12 protein-coding genes, 1 tRNA gene and 2 rRNA genes (1 of these 15 running past the window's edge) are annotated in these 15756 nt (G+C 46.1%); 13 read left to right on the plus strand and 2 right to left on the minus strand.

What is annotated here, in order from left to right; genetic code table 11:
• The 12 genes from ACYCS5_RS15200 to ACYCS5_RS15255 all read left to right on the plus strand — a co-directional run.
• Positions 1–2819, plus strand: a 23S ribosomal RNA gene (locus ACYCS5_RS15200); it begins 109 nt to the left of the window's first position.
• 144 nt (positions 2820–2963) lie between these two features.
• A 5S ribosomal RNA gene (gene rrf / locus ACYCS5_RS15205) occupies positions 2964–3080 on the plus strand.
• Positions 3081–3426: 346 nt separating this feature from the next.
• On the plus strand, positions 3427–4884 hold the full coding sequence (gene guaB / locus ACYCS5_RS15210; protein ID WP_013308172.1) for an IMP dehydrogenase: 1458 nt from the start codon (positions 3427–3429) through the stop codon (positions 4882–4884).
• 336 nt (positions 4885–5220) lie between these two features.
• On the plus strand, positions 5221–6609 hold the full coding sequence (locus tag ACYCS5_RS15215) for a D-alanyl-D-alanine carboxypeptidase family protein (RefSeq protein ID WP_029514963.1): 1389 nt from the start codon (positions 5221–5223) through the stop codon (positions 6607–6609).
• A gap of 131 nt (positions 6610–6740) precedes the next feature.
• Positions 6741–7622, plus strand: a complete 882-nt coding sequence (gene pdxS, locus ACYCS5_RS15220; protein ID WP_025720037.1) for a pyridoxal 5'-phosphate synthase lyase subunit PdxS — start codon at positions 6741–6743, stop codon at positions 7620–7622.
• A gap of 16 nt (positions 7623–7638) precedes the next feature.
• Positions 7639–8205: a pyridoxal 5'-phosphate synthase glutaminase subunit PdxT gene (gene pdxT / locus ACYCS5_RS15225; RefSeq protein WP_029514961.1), complete on the plus strand. Its 567-nt coding sequence runs from the start codon at positions 7639–7641 to the stop codon at positions 8203–8205.
• A 35-nt stretch (positions 8206–8240) separates the two neighbouring features.
• Complete coding sequence (gene serS, locus ACYCS5_RS15230; RefSeq protein ID WP_025720034.1) at positions 8241–9524, plus strand: serine--tRNA ligase; 1284 nt, start codon at positions 8241–8243, stop codon at positions 9522–9524.
• A gap of 89 nt (positions 9525–9613) precedes the next feature.
• Positions 9614–9702 (plus strand) — tRNA-Ser (locus ACYCS5_RS15235).
• A gap of 144 nt (positions 9703–9846) precedes the next feature.
• Positions 9847–10188, plus strand: a complete 342-nt coding sequence (locus ACYCS5_RS15240; RefSeq protein ID WP_029514958.1) for a hypothetical protein — start codon at positions 9847–9849, stop codon at positions 10186–10188.
• A gap of 26 nt (positions 10189–10214) precedes the next feature.
• Positions 10215–10385, plus strand: a complete 171-nt coding sequence (locus ACYCS5_RS15245) for a hypothetical protein (protein WP_007428073.1) — start codon at positions 10215–10217, stop codon at positions 10383–10385.
• A 72-nt stretch (positions 10386–10457) separates the two neighbouring features.
• Positions 10458–10613 (plus strand): small acid-soluble spore protein P, encoded by a 156-nt coding sequence (locus tag ACYCS5_RS15250; protein WP_029514956.1) that lies wholly within the window; start codon positions 10458–10460, stop codon positions 10611–10613.
• 200 nt (positions 10614–10813) lie between these two features.
• On the plus strand, positions 10814–11890 hold the full coding sequence (locus tag ACYCS5_RS15255) for a hypothetical protein (protein ID WP_165150530.1): 1077 nt from the start codon (positions 10814–10816) through the stop codon (positions 11888–11890).
• An 87-nt stretch (positions 11891–11977) separates the two neighbouring features.
• Here the strand turns inward: ACYCS5_RS15255 and ACYCS5_RS15260 are convergent, their stop codons facing one another.
• Both ACYCS5_RS15260 and tadA read right to left on the minus strand, forming a co-directional pair.
• Complete coding sequence (locus ACYCS5_RS15260) at positions 11978–12544, minus strand: GNAT family N-acetyltransferase (protein ID WP_069011492.1); 567 nt, start codon at positions 12542–12544, stop codon at positions 11978–11980.
• 60 nt (positions 12545–12604) lie between these two features.
• Positions 12605–13105 (minus strand): tRNA adenosine(34) deaminase TadA, encoded by a 501-nt coding sequence (gene tadA / locus ACYCS5_RS15265; protein WP_069011491.1) that lies wholly within the window; start codon positions 13103–13105, stop codon positions 12605–12607.
• A 328-nt stretch (positions 13106–13433) separates the two neighbouring features.
• On the opposite strand from tadA, the gene ACYCS5_RS15270 reads away from it, so the two are divergent.
• Entirely contained in the window at positions 13434–15710 is a 2277-nt protein-coding gene (locus ACYCS5_RS15270; RefSeq protein WP_029514948.1) for a PAS domain S-box protein, read from the plus strand.
• Positions 15711–15756 lie beyond the last annotated feature (46 nt).

The raw sequence follows: 15756 nt of genomic DNA on the forward strand, positions 1-15756 counted from the left end.
GATGTCCGAATGGGGAAACCCGGCTGTCTTCATCGACAGTCACTTTCTGCTGAATACATAGGCAGAATAGAGGCAGACCAGGGGAACTGAAACATCTAAGTACCCTGAGGAAGAGAAAACAATAGTGATTCCGTCAGTAGCGGCGAGCGAACGCGGATTAGCCCAAACCAAGGAGCTTGCTCCTTGGGGTTGTGGGACGTCTCACATGGAGTTACAAAGGAACCGGTTAGATGAAGAGGTCTGGAAAGGCCCGCCAGAGAAGGTAAAAGCCCTGTAGTTCAAAACTTGTTCTCTCCGAGACGGATCCCGAGTAGTGCGGGGCACGTGAAACCCCGTATGAATCCGGCAGGACCATCTGCCAAGGCTAAATACTCCCTGGCGACCGATAGTGAAGCAGTACCGTGAGGGAAAGGTGAAAAGCACCCCGGAAGGGGAGTGAAATAGATCCTGAAACCGTGTGCTTACAAGAAGTCAGAGCCCTATTTATGGGTGATGGCGTGCCTTTTGTAGAATGAACCGGCGAGTTACGTTCCCGTGCAAGGTTAAGGTGAAGAGCTGAAGCCGCAGCGAAAGCGAGTCTGAATAGGGCGAATGAGTACGTGGACGTAGACCCGAAACCGGGTGATCTACCCCTGTCCAGGGTGAAGGTGCGGTAACACGCACTGGAGGCCCGAACCCACGCATGTTGAAAAATGCGGGGATGAGGTGGGGGTAGCGGAGAAATTCCAATCGAACCCGGAGATAGCTGGTTCTCCCCGAAATAGCTTTAGGGCTAGCCTCGGAAAGAAGAATCGTGGAGGTAGAGCACTGATTGGGTGCGGGGCCCGCAAGGGTTACCAAGCTCAGTCAAACTCCGAATGCCATAGATTTAGTTCCGGGAGTCAGACAGTGAGTGCTAAGATCCATTGTCGAAAGGGAAACAGCCCAGACCATCAGCTAAGGTCCCCAAGTGTGTGTTAAGTGGGAAAGGATGTGGAGTTGCACAGACAACCAGGATGTTGGCTTAGAAGCAGCCACCATTGAAAGAGTGCGTAATAGCTCACTGGTCGAGTGACTCTGCGCCGAAAATGTAACGGGGCTAAACACACCACCGAAGCTATGGCTTGATGCTTGCATCAGGGGTAGGGGAGCGTTGAATGCGGGTTGAAGGTGTACCGTAAGGAGCGCTGGACTGCATTCAAGTGAGAATGCCGGTATGAGTAACGAAAAGATCTGTGAGAATCAGATCCGCCGAAAGCCTAAGGGTTCCTGAGGAAGGTTCGTCCGCTCAGGGTAAGTCGGGACCTAAGGCGAGGCCGATAGGCGTAGTCGAAGGACAACAGGTCGAAATTCCTGTACCACCGTAATCCGTTATGAGCGATGGGGTGACGCAGTAGGGTAGTGACGCGGACTGATGGATGTCCGTCTAAGCAGTGAGGCTGGTGTGTAGGCAAATCCGCACATCGTTAAGGCTGGGCTGTGATGGGGAGCGAAAATTATAGTAGCGAAGGTCATGATCTCAGACTGCCAAGAAAAGCCTCTAGCCAGGAGAAGGTGCCCGTACCGCAAACCGACACAGGTAGGCGAGAAGAGAATTCTAAGGCGCGCGGAAGAACTCTCGTTAAGGAACTCGGCAAAATGACCCCGTAACTTCGGGAGAAGGGGTGCCTCGGTAGGGTGAATAGCCCGAGGGGGCCGCAGTGAAAAGGCCCAAGCGACTGTTTAGCAAAAACACAGGTCTGTGCGAAGCCGCAAGGCGAAGTATACGGGCTGACGCCTGCCCGGTGCTGGAAGGTTAAGGGGAGTGGTAAGCTCGCAAGAGCGAAGCTATGAACCGAAGCCCCAGTAAACGGCGGCCGTAACTATAACGGTCCTAAGGTAGCGAAATTCCTTGTCAGGTAAATTCTGACCCGCACGAATGGCGTAACGACTTGGGCGCTGTCTCAACGAGAGATCCGGTGAAATTTTAATACCTGTGAAGATGCAGGTTACCCGCGACAAGACGGAAAGACCCCATGGAGCTTTACTGCAGCTTGATATTGAATTTGGGTACGATCTGTACAGGATAGGTGGGAGCCGTTGAGCCTTGAGCGCCAGCTTGAGGGGAGGCATCCTTGGGATACCACCCTGATCGTATCTAGGTTCTAACTTGGTACCGTAATCCGGTGCGAGGACAGTGTCAGGTGGGCAGTTTGACTGGGGCGGTCGCCTCCTAAAGAGTAACGGAGGCGCCCCAAGGTTCCCTCAGAATGGTTGGAAATCATTCGAAGAGTGCAAAGGCAGAAGGGAGCTTGACTGCGAGACCTACAAGTCGAGCAGGGACGAAAGTCGGGCTTAGTGATCCGGTGGTACCGCATGGAAGGGCCATCGCTCAACGGATAAAAGCTACCCTGGGGATAACAGGCTTATCTCCCCCAAGAGTCCACATCGACGGGGAGGTTTGGCACCTCGATGTCGGCTCATCGCATCCTGGGGCTGAAGTAGGTCCCAAGGGTTGGGCTGTTCGCCCATTAAAGCGGTACGCGAGCTGGGTTCAGAACGTCGTGAGACAGTTCGGTCCCTATCTGTCGTGGGCGTAGGAAATTTGAGAGGAGCTGTCCTTAGTACGAGAGGACCGGGATGGACGTACCGCTGGTGTACCAGTTGTTCCGCCAGGAGCACCGCTGGGTAGCTATGTACGGAAGGGATAAGCGCTGAAAGCATCTAAGCGTGAAGCCCCCCTCAAGATGAGATTTCCCAATTAGTAAGACCCCTTGAAGACGACGAGGTAGATAGGTTGGGGGTGGAAGTGCAGTAATGCATGGAGCTGACCAATACTAATCGGTCGAGGGCTTATCCTAAGATAAAACGCAATGAGTTTCGGATCCAGTTTTCAGGGTGTAAGTTTTGTATTGTATAAGCACAAGTGGCTTATATGGAACAAGCGAACACACAGCATTTGGCGATGCTGATTCCTGAAAAAGAATTTGCTCAGCAGATTCATGTTTGGTGGCGATAGCGGAGGGGTTCCACACGTACCCATCCCGAACACGACCGTTAAGCCCTCCAGCGCCGATGGTACTTGGACCGCAGGGTCCTGGGAGAGTAGGACGTCGCCAAGCAACAAGTAAAGAGGACCATGATCTCAATGAGATCATGGTCCTCTTTGGTATATTAGGGTACAAACCACTTGTATAATTGCTTCTATGCTGCGCATTCAAAGAAGAGATACGCTCTTGTGAATAGCTATTACTCTTAAAAACGCTTATTTTTAAAGGTTGTCCTCCGTAGGAGTACAGTTGTTTGTACAGGGAAATACTAAAGGTTAGGGCTATTGTTGAAGGCTTGACACCCCTATACCGCTTTGCTAAGATTGCAATAATATATTTTCAGAGAGCCTTGATTTGTCCATGTCGGACAGACAACAAGACCAATACAGACTAAACAATTTGAAGGAGGATCATCTTGGTGTGGGAAGATAAATTCGGTAAGGAAGGCCTTACCTTTGACGATGTTTTGCTGGTACCTCGCAAGTCGGTGGTTCTGCCCAAAGAAGTAAGCGTGGCGACACGTTTGAGTGATAACGTAAAGCTGAATATTCCTTTAATGAGTGCTGGTATGGATACTGTTACTGAGGCAGTGTTGGCAATCGCGATGGCTCGTGAGGGCGGTATCGGTATTATTCATAAAAATATGTCGATTGAACAGCAAGCGGTAGAGGTGGATCGGGTTAAACGTTCTGAGAGCGGTGTTATCACCAATCCATTCTCATTGACTCCGGATCATTTGGTATCTGATGCTGAAGCAGTTATGGGTAAATACCGTATTTCTGGTGTACCTGTTGTAAACGAAGAAAACAAACTGGTGGGTATTATTACTAACCGTGATCTTCGCTTTATTCACGATTTTAACCTTAAAATCAGTGAAGTCATGACGAAGGAAGAACTGGTAACTGCACCTGTAGGTACGACTTTACAGGAAGCGGAAGTCATTTTGCAAAAGCATAAGATTGAAAAGCTCCCTTTGGTCGATGATGAAAATTATCTCAAAGGTCTTATCACCATTAAAGATATTGAGAAAGCTATTCAATTTCCGAACGCAGCGAAAGATGCACAAGGTCGTCTTCTGGTCGGTGCGGCTGTTGGTATTTCCAAGGATACATTTGATCGGACTGAAGCACTTGTAAAAGCGGGTGTGGATATGATTGTTGTGGACTCTGCTCACGGCCATCATATTAACATCATTGAAGCGGTCCGCAAGCTGCGTGAAGCTTATCCTGATCTGACGATTGTAGCAGGTAATGTAGCTACTGGAGACGGAACGCGCGAATTGATTGAAGCAGGAGCATCGGTCGTAAAAGTCGGTATTGGTCCAGGCTCCATCTGTACAACACGCGTAATCGCAGGGATAGGTGTTCCACAAGTAACAGCAATTTATGATTGTGCAACAGTAGCACGTGAATATAATATTCCGATTATTGCAGACGGCGGTATTAAATACTCCGGTGAAATTACAAAGGCCATTGCGGCAGGCGCTTCTGCGGTAATGCTGGGAAGTCTTTTTGCAGGTACGGAAGAAAGCCCGGGCGAATCTGAAATTTACCAAGGACGCCGCTTCAAAGTATATCGCGGTATGGGCTCTATGGCTGCGATGAAGCAAGGTAGTAAAGATCGTTATTTTCAAGATGACGACAAGAAATTGGTACCGGAAGGCATCGAAGGACGCGTTGCTTATAAAGGACCACTTTCCGACACTGTTCATCAGCTATTGGGCGGTCTCCGTTCCGGTATGGGTTATTGTGGTACAGCTAATATTGAGGAGCTTCGTAACGATACAAGCTTTATCCGTATTACAGGCGCTGGTCTGCGTGAGAGCCATCCGCATGATGTGCAAATTACGAAAGAAGCACCAAACTACTCTCTATAAAGTTCGGCTGTAGTAGACTTGACGACAGGCAGAGCGTATTTCGCTCTGCCTGTCTTTTTTTAGAGATACCCCTGTGATAGAATAGACAAGTGTCCGCCTTTATGACGAAATTATTGACGAATTAGGGCACGTAGGTCTTTTGGATGATTCCTACCAGTAAAGAAGATTCGAGCAGAAAATGCTCATGACAGGATACAACTAAGAAAACGAAATAAAACGAAATGAAACTGGATTTTAACACTAAAACATTAATTACATTGGCCAAGTAGAGGCTGTAACCACCGTCTCGTTGTACATAACGGATCGGGTTGAGGTACGAGAGGAGTTTGTATTCATTTGAAAGCGAACAATTTAAAGCAAAATACAAAACGCAGCATGATTAAAAAGAGCGTGACTGCAGTCATGGTGCTCAATATGATGTATATGTCGGCATTGCCTGTTGTAGGCAATTTCGATCCGAGCGTGGCTACTTTTGCAGCTGGAGCGGCAACACAGGCAACCAATATTACGGGGACAGGTTCTATTAACCCCCCTAGTCTGGCACTACGTTCTGCCATTTTGATCGAGCCTTCCACGGGGCAAGTATTGCTGTCTATGAATCCAGATGAGCCACTTCCACCAGCAAGTATGACTAAAATGATGACAGAATACATCGTGGCTGAACAGGTTAAGCAAGGCAAACTCAAGTGGACGGATAAGGTTACGGTTAACGAGAATGCTTCTAAGAGCATTGGATCACGTATTTTTTTGGCTCAAGGGGATCAACATACGGTAGAAGAGCTTTATATTGCCATGGCGGTAGGTTCTGCTAATGATGCAACAGTAGCCCTTGCTGAACGCGTATCCGGAACTGAGCAGGATTTTGTAAAACTAATGAATGAAACAGCTCAGAAAATGGGCATGAAAAATACGTATTTTATCAACTCGACTGGTTTGGACCGTGGTGATATGCCGAAAGGCTTCCAGCCGGATACAGACCGGGAAACGGTGATGACAGCGAGAGATGCAGCTACTCTGGCTGGTTACATCATTAAAGATCATCCGGATTACACACGATTCACGACAATTCAATCTTACAAATTCCGTCCTACTGACAAGGCGCCGATTATTAACTATAACTGGATGCTGGAAGCAAACAAAAATATTACTAACTTTAGAAAGTTTGCTTACCCAGGTTTAGACGGGATGAAAACAGGCCATACGGCCAATGCTGGCAACTGTTTTACAGGAACCGCTGAACGCAATGGAATGCGTCTCATCAGTGTAGTTATGGGAGCTGATTCAGATGCACACCGTTTTACAGAGACAGCTAAAGTGCTGAACTATGGTTTTGATAATTTTGAAGTGAAGCAGGTTATTGCCCCAAAGACGGTGGTTAAGGGTGTTGAGAATGTGCCAGTGACCAAAGGTACGGAAACAGAAGTGCCGATCGTTACAAAAGATGCAGTAAGTTTTATCGTACCCAAGGGTGCGAGCAATCCCAAGGTAACCTTTACAACGAACATTACACCAGCAAGCTCTCTTGTAGCACCTTTGAAGCAAGGGGCCAAAGTCGGAACCATTACGTACACGTACAAGACAGACGGTGTGGATAAAGGGCAGACGAAAACCGTTGATCTGGTTACTACGACAGCAGTAGAAGAGGGCGGCTGGTTCCGAATGCTTTTCCGGGCAATCGGTGATTTCTTCGGAGATCTGTTCCAAGGAATTAAGAATCTCTTCTAAATAAGCAGAGCTAAGCGACCTACCTTGTTTTTCATTACTTATTTTGCAGCTTGAAATGATTGTGTATTTGGCATTGGTGCGGTAAAATATTTAGTTAGAATCTAAACGTAACCCTTACAGGAGGCAACGACATGGAAACGGGAACTTCGCGTGTAAAAAGAGGTATGGCAGAGATGCAAAAAGGTGGCGTAATCATGGATGTCATGAACGCTGAGCAGGCTAAAATTGCAGAGGCAGCAGGAGCTACAGCTGTAATGGCTCTTGAACGGGTACCTTCGGATATCCGTGCAGCTGGTGGGGTTGCTCGTATGGCTGACCCAACGATTGTGGAAGAAGTTATGAAGGTTGTTTCTATTCCTGTTATGGCTAAGGCTCGCATCGGTCACTTTGTAGAGGCAAAGGTACTGGAATCTCTCGGTGTTGACTATCTCGATGAGAGCGAAGTATTGACACCTGCGGATGAAGTTTTCCATATTGATAAGCGGGAGTTCACCGTTCCATTTGTTTGTGGAGCCAAGGATCTGGGAGAAGCACTGCGTCGCATTGGTGAGGGTGCATCTATGATCCGTACGAAGGGTGAACCGGGAACTGGGAATATTGTTGAGGCCGTTCGTCATATGCGTTTTATCAATGGTCAAATTCGCAAGGTGCAAAACTTGTCGAAGGACGAGCTGTATGCAGAAGCGAAAAACCTCGGTGTTGCATATGAACTGCTGTTAGAAGTGCATGAGCTTGGCAAGCTGCCAGTGGTTAACTTTGCAGCGGGTGGTGTAGCAACACCTGCTGATGCCGCGTTAATGATGCATTTAGGCGCTGATGGCGTCTTTGTAGGTTCTGGTATTTTCAAGTCGGATAGCCCTGAGAAGTTTGCACGGGCAATCGTGGAAGCGACCACTCATTATACGGATTACAAGCTGATCGCAGAAGTTTCCAAGAATTTGGGAACTCCTATGAAAGGCATTGAAATTTCCAAACTGGCACCGCATGAGCGCATGCAGGATCGTGGTTGGTAAGAAAGAAGGGACCGGCATGAAAATAGGTGTATTGTCGCTGCAAGGCGCTGTAGCTGAACATATACGAAGCGTTGAACGTGCGGGTGCGGAAGGTATAGCGGTGAAGAAGATCGAACAGCTCGATGAGCTGTCCGGTCTTATCATTCCCGGTGGTGAAAGTACCACTATCGGTAAGCTAATGCGCAAGTATGACTTTATAGAGGCTATACGTCAGTTTTCCAATCAAGGCAAGCCTGTATTTGGCACTTGCGCAGGATTGATTGTACTGGCTAAAACGATTCAAGGACAGGAAGAAGCACATTTGGGACTCATGGATATTACAGTATCGCGTAATGCATTTGGTCGCCAAAGAGAAAGCTTTGAAACAGACTTGAACATTAAAGGGATTGAGGAACCGGTTCGTGCTGTATTTATACGTGCACCATTAATACAGTCTGTTGGAACGGGAGTAGATGTGCTGTCTGAGTATAACGGCGAGATCGTGGCAGCCCGTCAGGGTCATTTGCTGGCTTCATCCTTCCATCCGGAGTTAACAGACGATTACCGGTTACATCAATATTTTGTGGATATGGTCCGCGAATAGTGAAAGTCAGGTTTGTAGTGTAGGAGGGATTACCTGTGTTAGATATAAAGATTTTACGTAATGAGCTTGGTAGGGTTGAGAAAGCTTTGCAGAACAGGGGAAAATCTCTGGATCTGATTAATGGTTTTACAGATCTGGATGTAAGCCGTCGTGAGTTACTTCAGGAAAGTGAAGGGCTCAAAAATCGTCGGAACGTGGTATCCGGTGAAGTAGCCAAGTTGAAGAAGAACAAGGAAAATGCGGATGATCTTATTGCAGAAATGCGTCAAGTCTCCGATCGTATCAAAGAATTAGATGAGCAAGTACGCGAACTGGAAGTTCAGATCGACGAATTGGTGATGTCTATTCCGAATATTCCTAATGAAACAGTACCTGTAGGTGCATCGGAAGAGGATAATGTAGAAATCCGTCGCTGGTCGGAGCCGCGCGAGTTTTCTTTTACACCCAAAGCGCATTGGGAATTGGCTCAGGATCTAGACATTCTTGATTTTGAGGCAGCAGCCAAGGTAACAGGTTCTCGTTTTACGTTCTACAAAGGACTGGGAGCAAGATTAGAGCGCGCGCTGATTAACTTTATGATGGATCTGCACAGCAGTGAGCATGGTTATGAAGAAATGCTTCCTCCATACATTGTAAATCGGGACAGCTTGTATGGAACGGGTCAACTTCCGAAGTTTGAAGAAGATTTGTTCAAGCTGCGTGATACGGAGTATTATCTTATTCCTACGGCCGAAGTTCCGGTAACGAACTACCACCGTGAAGAGATTATGAATGCGGAACAGCTTCCGAAATATTATGTGGCATACAGCTCTTGCTTTCGCTCGGAGGCAGGATCAGCAGGACGTGATACACGTGGCCTGATCCGCCAGCATCAGTTCAATAAGGTAGAGATGCTTAAGCTGGTTCACCCGGATACCTCTTATGAAGAATTGGAGAAAATGACGAATAACGCTGAGCGTGTTCTACAACTGCTCGGACTTCCATATCGCGTGCTGGCACTTTGCACTGGAGATATGGGCTTTACGTCTGCCAAAACGTACGATCTGGAAGTATGGTTGCCTGAGAGTGGCATGTACCGCGAGATTTCTTCTTGTTCAAATACGGAAGACTTCCAAGCGCGTCGTGCGAACATCCGGTTTCGTCCAGATTCGAAGGCAAAGCCTGAATTTGTACATACGCTGAACGGTTCAGGTTTGGCTGTAGGGCGGACGGTGGCTGCTATTTTGGAGAACTATCAGCAAGAGGACGGAAGCATCGTGATCCCAGAAGTGCTACGTTCATACATGCGAGGCATTGAGGTTATCGCTCCTAAACAGTAAGTGTTGCATTCTTAGAAGTTCTGTGGTAAAATAATTTTGTTGCGCCTGAGTATGTTTAAAGGGGAAGCAGCTTTATCCATTTACCACCTGGAGAGGTACCGAAGCGGTCATAACGGGGCGGTCTTGAAAACCGTTAGGGGGCAACTCCACATGGGTTCGAATCCCATCCTCTCCGCCATATTCTAAATAAACCAAGCCATTCGAATACGATAGCTGGTACATTGGCCTTTATACGCCAATGATCAGGAATCGTGGGGAATGGCTTTTTTGTTGTATAAAAAGCTCGTTTTTTTCACACGTTATCAGATGTGGAGGTGCTGGCATGAATCGAGAAATGACAGTAGATCAGCAAAAGCTGGTAGAGGCCTGGCAGGAACAACTGCCGATTCTTTTGAATTCAGGGGACAAATCACAAGTACAAGCAGATGAAGCCGACAACCGGGCTATACGAATCCATATCGAGGTAGAAGGCCGGCAAATGTACTCCTTTGATTTTGCATGTACTTATGTAGACTCTCGGGAAGTACAGGTTAGCTTAGTCGATGTAGAACGGGACGGACAGTCTGTAGATGAACGAACAGATATCATTCAACAGCTGGTGTCCGATTATACTCGGCATATTCACCAATGTGCCCAAACATTACAGTCATTGACGCATTCGTAGTATGAAGGAATGAGGAGGAAGGCTACATGACAAAAGCCAAAAACGGACTGGATAAAAACCTATCTAACATTGTTGATGATTTGGAGCAACGTCCAGTGAATAGTCATCAGGCACAGCAAGTGCAGCAGGATCGTAATGATCGCCGTCATCAGGATTCACTAAACCACGATAAAACAGAAGATCTACACCATCTATAGTCCTATTTTTAATGGTAATAAACGGATTTGTTGATGTACCACAAATATAGACTGAGAATGGAGGATGCATAAATGGGCAAGCCTAAAGCCATTCCTGTCCCTGAAGCACAGGATTCTGGTGGAAGTAACGAAAAGCGTGAGCGTAGTCATCAGCAGGAGCCGTTATCTGGTTCCAAGAAGGTGAAACAGCGGAATCACGTGGATCATCATAACAGAGAAGGTTCATAAGCAGGAAGACCTTTCTCCTAAAAATATATTGCATCGATAGTACACCCTGGTTAGGAGAACCAGGGTGTCTTTGTGCTTATTGTAAGAAAATTTTCCAATAAGTGTTTCGCTGTTTGAGAATATGAGTTAAAATAGGAGGTGTGTATTTTTTTTGTTAGCATAAAAAAAGGGGTTAATTACGAGAGGAGAGAATCTACACAATGAGTAAAAAGTTATCCGTCTTGGTACTCACTATGGTGTTGCTTTTGACGGTAGCCCTGGTAGGTTGTAGCAAGAAGTTAGAACCGAAGGAAGCAGTTACGACCGGTACTGCAAATGCAATGAAGTTGAATTCTTATGAATCCAAAAGTCAATTTACCGTTAAGGATCTGACAATTTCATCCGCTACTTTACCAAGTGAACAAAGTGCAATGATAACCAGTATGCTGAAAAATGCAGACATTACGCTGGACGGTGTATATCAAAAAGAACCTTTCCAATCTGAAATGACGCTCGGCATTCATTTGAAAGGTGATCTTTCCACCAGCTTCACGATTCCAATGGTGATGACTAAAGATAAACTGTACGTTAAAATTCCTAATATTCCATTTTACCCGCTTCCACAGGATGTTGTAGGTAAATTCCTGATCATTGATCCACAAGAACTGGCTAAACAATCGGGACAAGAATTTAACCCTGCAGCTATGGATCAAGAAAAATCGCAGAAATTTGCGAATGAAGTGATCGCTGCTATTATGAACGAGTATGATCAAGCTACGTACTTCTTTGATATTGATCCTAAAGACGCTAAGTTGCCACAAGGCGTTGAAGCTAAACAAGTAGTTCAGTTTAAAATAACGAACGACAATGTGAAGCAAGCAACCAATACATTTATCACTAAGGCGCTTCCTAAAGTCCTTGATATAATGTCTAAGGACGAATATGCTAGCATGCTTCAAGTGAAGAAGGAAGAGCTGGCTGAAGCGAAGAAAGAATTGCAATCTAACACCAGCGAAGTTAGCAAAAAGCTGGATGAGTTGAAAAACTACTTGACAGTGAAGCAGTTTGACATTAACACAGCTTTGAACAAGGATAACATTCCTGTGTATCAAGACCTGAATGCGAATGTAGAGATGAATGATCCGGCTACAAAAGACAATGTAAAATTGTCTGTAACAGGCTACACGCAATACAACAAAATCAATGCTAAAGCAGCATTTAAAGTAGGTATTCCAACAGCTGATCAAGTCCTGACGATGGAACAACTGCAACAAAAAATGCAAACTGTTGCTCCTTAAGTATGGGATAACATGATTGCAAGAAAACCGCTCGGCATAGGCCGGGCGGTTTTTTGTTTACTTTTAATGTTGTCCCTGTACAGTCATTTAGCTCTGCCACACGTCATCCTCGGCTAAAAGTCCAAACATCTGGTGATCCTGCCATGTGCCCTGAATCTGTACAAGCTTGCGAGCAATGCCTTCTGGTCGAAAGCCACATTTTTCTAATACACGTTGTGAGCGATCATTATGCAAAAGAGTACCCGCTTGGAGACGATGTAGAGATAAGGCACGAAAGGCATATTGTATGATTAACTTTAAGGCAGCGGTCATATGCCCTTTACCCTGTTCATGATGATCCATCATGTAGCCGATATCAGCGAATTGTCCAACTCCACGTACTAGATTGGAAATGGAGATATAACCGATGAGCCGTTCTTCCTTTAAGAGAAAGATACCGAATACGTAACCTCGATCTTCTTCGGCTTGCCGCAATTTCTGACGGATGTAGTCCTGTTGTTTCTCTAATGTGAAAAATGAATCCTCGTAAAGCGGCTCATAAGGCGCATGGGAATCCCTATTTCGGTGCCTAAGGGCGAGAAGGGCTTCGCTATCCGCCAAGCTAAATGGCCGTAAAAAGATACCTTGAGGCGTATTATACAAGCTCATAGGCATGGGGTGATCTCCTTCCATGGGGAATTAGCAATGAGATGAGGTATTTTGGACTGTGTCTCCTCAGAATGAAGACGGGGGAGGAGACAATTTGGCTGCCGCTCTTTTTTGCCGCAGATGCCGAAAGAAGCTCGTTAGCAGCGATGCACATTCCTCCTGCAGTACACCACTAGTTACTTCTGTACAATGATTGAACCGAGGCTCCTGTAATAAATTCATCAGCGTGCCTGCGCAGCCTGCCTTGGGATCTGTAGTGCCGTATATCAAATGGGGAACCCGTGATTGCACAATGGCTCCGGCGCACATTGGACACGGCTCCAGAGTGACATACAGCCTACAATCCAGCAGGCGCCAGGCACCTAAGTGCTCACTGGCCTGACGAATGGCGACCATCTCTGCATGTGCGGTTGGGTCAGCATCCGTCTCGCGCAAATTGTAGCCGCGACCGATGATTTCATTATCTTTTACGATGACAGCCCCGATAGGGACTTCACCTAACGTTTCTGCCTTATACGCTTCCTGAATGGCTTCTTTCATCCAATAGGCGTGATCCATGGTGGTCACTGGGAAAATGCTCCTTTCAAAACGCGGAATTATCCAACGAACAAATATTCCGTTGTTAACATGATGTGAATAAAATTGTGGATAACAAGGTACTTGTCCACAGGTTTATCCACAGTTTATAATAAAATCTGTGTATTTGTGGACTACCTGTGGATGATTATCTTTTATATTGTAGGCAAATCCTCGTCTATTGACAATACTGTACACAAGGTGTGTATTTATGTATATCCGGTAAATGTAAATGCTGGTATCACAGGCGCTATTACGGTATCATTGAGTTAGCAATTCCCAGTAATCGCCAGCATGCGGCAAGAGGTGAGAAATCAGTGTGTCGATAAAAATCAGAATAACGATCATTTTGTCGGGGTCCGTCCTGTTTATCCTTTTATTAAACATCGCACTTAATTATTACACGACCCACGAAAACCTAAGAAGTGACAGTGAAACTAAAATGGTTCTGACGGCTAAAATTATCGGAGGAGCTATCGAACAAACCCAACATAGCTGGGAGGCCGTTGACAAACAGCTCGGATATAATCTGTGGCTTTCTGCCACGTTGGCTGCCAATCAGCTCGATCCTGACATTCGAAATATTCAGCAGGAACAGCTTCAAAAGGTGGCCTCACTCCACAGAGATACTAATATTTCCTTGATGATTCGAGACGGGCAGGGGTATAAGGTTGTTAGATCCTCGGATCCTAAAGAAGTAACGCCATCCGATCCATTGACAGGATATTGGAAAAATGCAGTTGACCAATTATATGAGCACGGACAGGCTGCAATGGTGCAAGGTCAGAAACTGGATCATTTTTGGACGGGGTCATTTGACTACACCGGTTCAGACTCCTCAGATATTAACAAATGGGGATTTTATTATGATCAAAAACGTAACTACTTAATTCGAATTTCCTTTCAGGATACTTCAGTACAAAATTTCATAACCATCCTGAGCCCCGATGAGATCGTAAAGCAAACTCAACAAGTGGATTATCGCATCATGGAGATTACAGGAATTAACCCTGCAACCTTTGGTGGCGCTTCGATGGACAAGAACGGAAACGATTCGAAATACTATTACATGTACAACAAACCGATCCAATTCGGCACGTATCAACTAACAAGGGTGCAGGAAGATCGTTTGGCCGTGTCCAGAGCTATCCTCTCGGGGGAGAGTATTGTACAAGACTGCTATATTAAAGGTGAGCGGGTTCTCGTCAGTTACATACCTTTTTATCCGGCTAATCGTGATGCCTATGTTATCCGTATTGTTATGAATTATGATACGATCACTTCTGTTATTTCCAAGCAATTGATAAGTTTAATTGCCATTTCCATTGTCCTTTTAGAGGTGGTGATCATTGGAAGCTATGTGCTGGCAAGTCTGTTTGTCCGCCCAATTCAGTCGATTCTGGGGAAAGTGAATGAGATGGCTGACGGTCATTTTGATACACGGCTAGAAATAAAAGGTGGTCATGAGCTTGCACAGTTGGGTGAGCGCATCAATGCGATGGCCTACAACCTAGGGATGTACACGAGAAGACTCGAGCAGATGTATGAAGAGAACCGTTCTGTAAAGGAACATCTAGAATCGGTTATTAATCAGACAGCAGATGCGATTCATGTAACCGACGAGGAGGATCGCGTCGTTCGGGTCAATCATGCCTTTGAAGCTTTGTACGGCTGGACCAAGAAAGAATTGGTTGGTCGTAAGTTGGAATTTGTACCTCCACAGCAACAGGAGGAATATGAATTTCAGAAGAAGAGCCTGCTTCAGGGAGAGAGCATCGTATCAAGTGAGTCCCTTAGAATGCGGAAGGATGGAAGTACAGTAGAGATTAGTATGAGCACATCGCCTATTCTGGATGAAGAAGGCCAGATTTTGGGATTTATCTGCGTGTCGCGTGATATCACGGGTCGCAACCGGATGGAGGAGTTGTTGCGCAGATCAGAGAAACTGACAACCGTCGGGCAACTGGCGGCAGGCGTAGCGCATGAGATTCGTAATCCGCTAACCACGCTACGTGGCTTTCTCCAACTACAGCAGCAAAATCAAGTGTTGAATATGAAACACAACGATATTATGATGTCTGAGCTGGATCGCATTAATTTGATCGTTAGCGAGTTTTTAATACTGGCGAAGCCACAGGCAGTGCATTTTCAGAAAAAAGATGTTCGTTATATTGTGAGCGACGTGATTTCTTTACTAGATAGTCAGGCGCATCTGCTGGGCATTGTATTCAACCTTCAGGTCACGGACGAGCCTGCCCTGGTATACGCTGAAGAAAATCAGTTAAAGCAAGTATTCATTAATTTACTTAAAAATAGCATGGAGGCTATGAGTAAAGGTGGCATCATCACGATTCATTTGTTCTTGGAGGGAGAAAACGTTAAAATCTTCATACGGGACCAGGGAGCGGGTATTCCCGCAGAAATGCTGTCCAAGTTGGGAGAACCTTTTTTCACAAACAAAGAAACAGGTACAGGACTAGGACTTATGGTCAGCCAGCGTATTATACAGAGTCATAAAGGCACACTGGATATTGAAAGCACAGAGGGAGAGGGAACGACAGCCCTGGTGCAGCTTCCGATTGCCAAGCCGGAGTAACGGGCTGGGGCGCAGGAGGAAGTGTGTTAGTAGAAATGGAGGGTAC

The organism is Paenibacillus sp. SEL3, assembly GCF_054602585.1.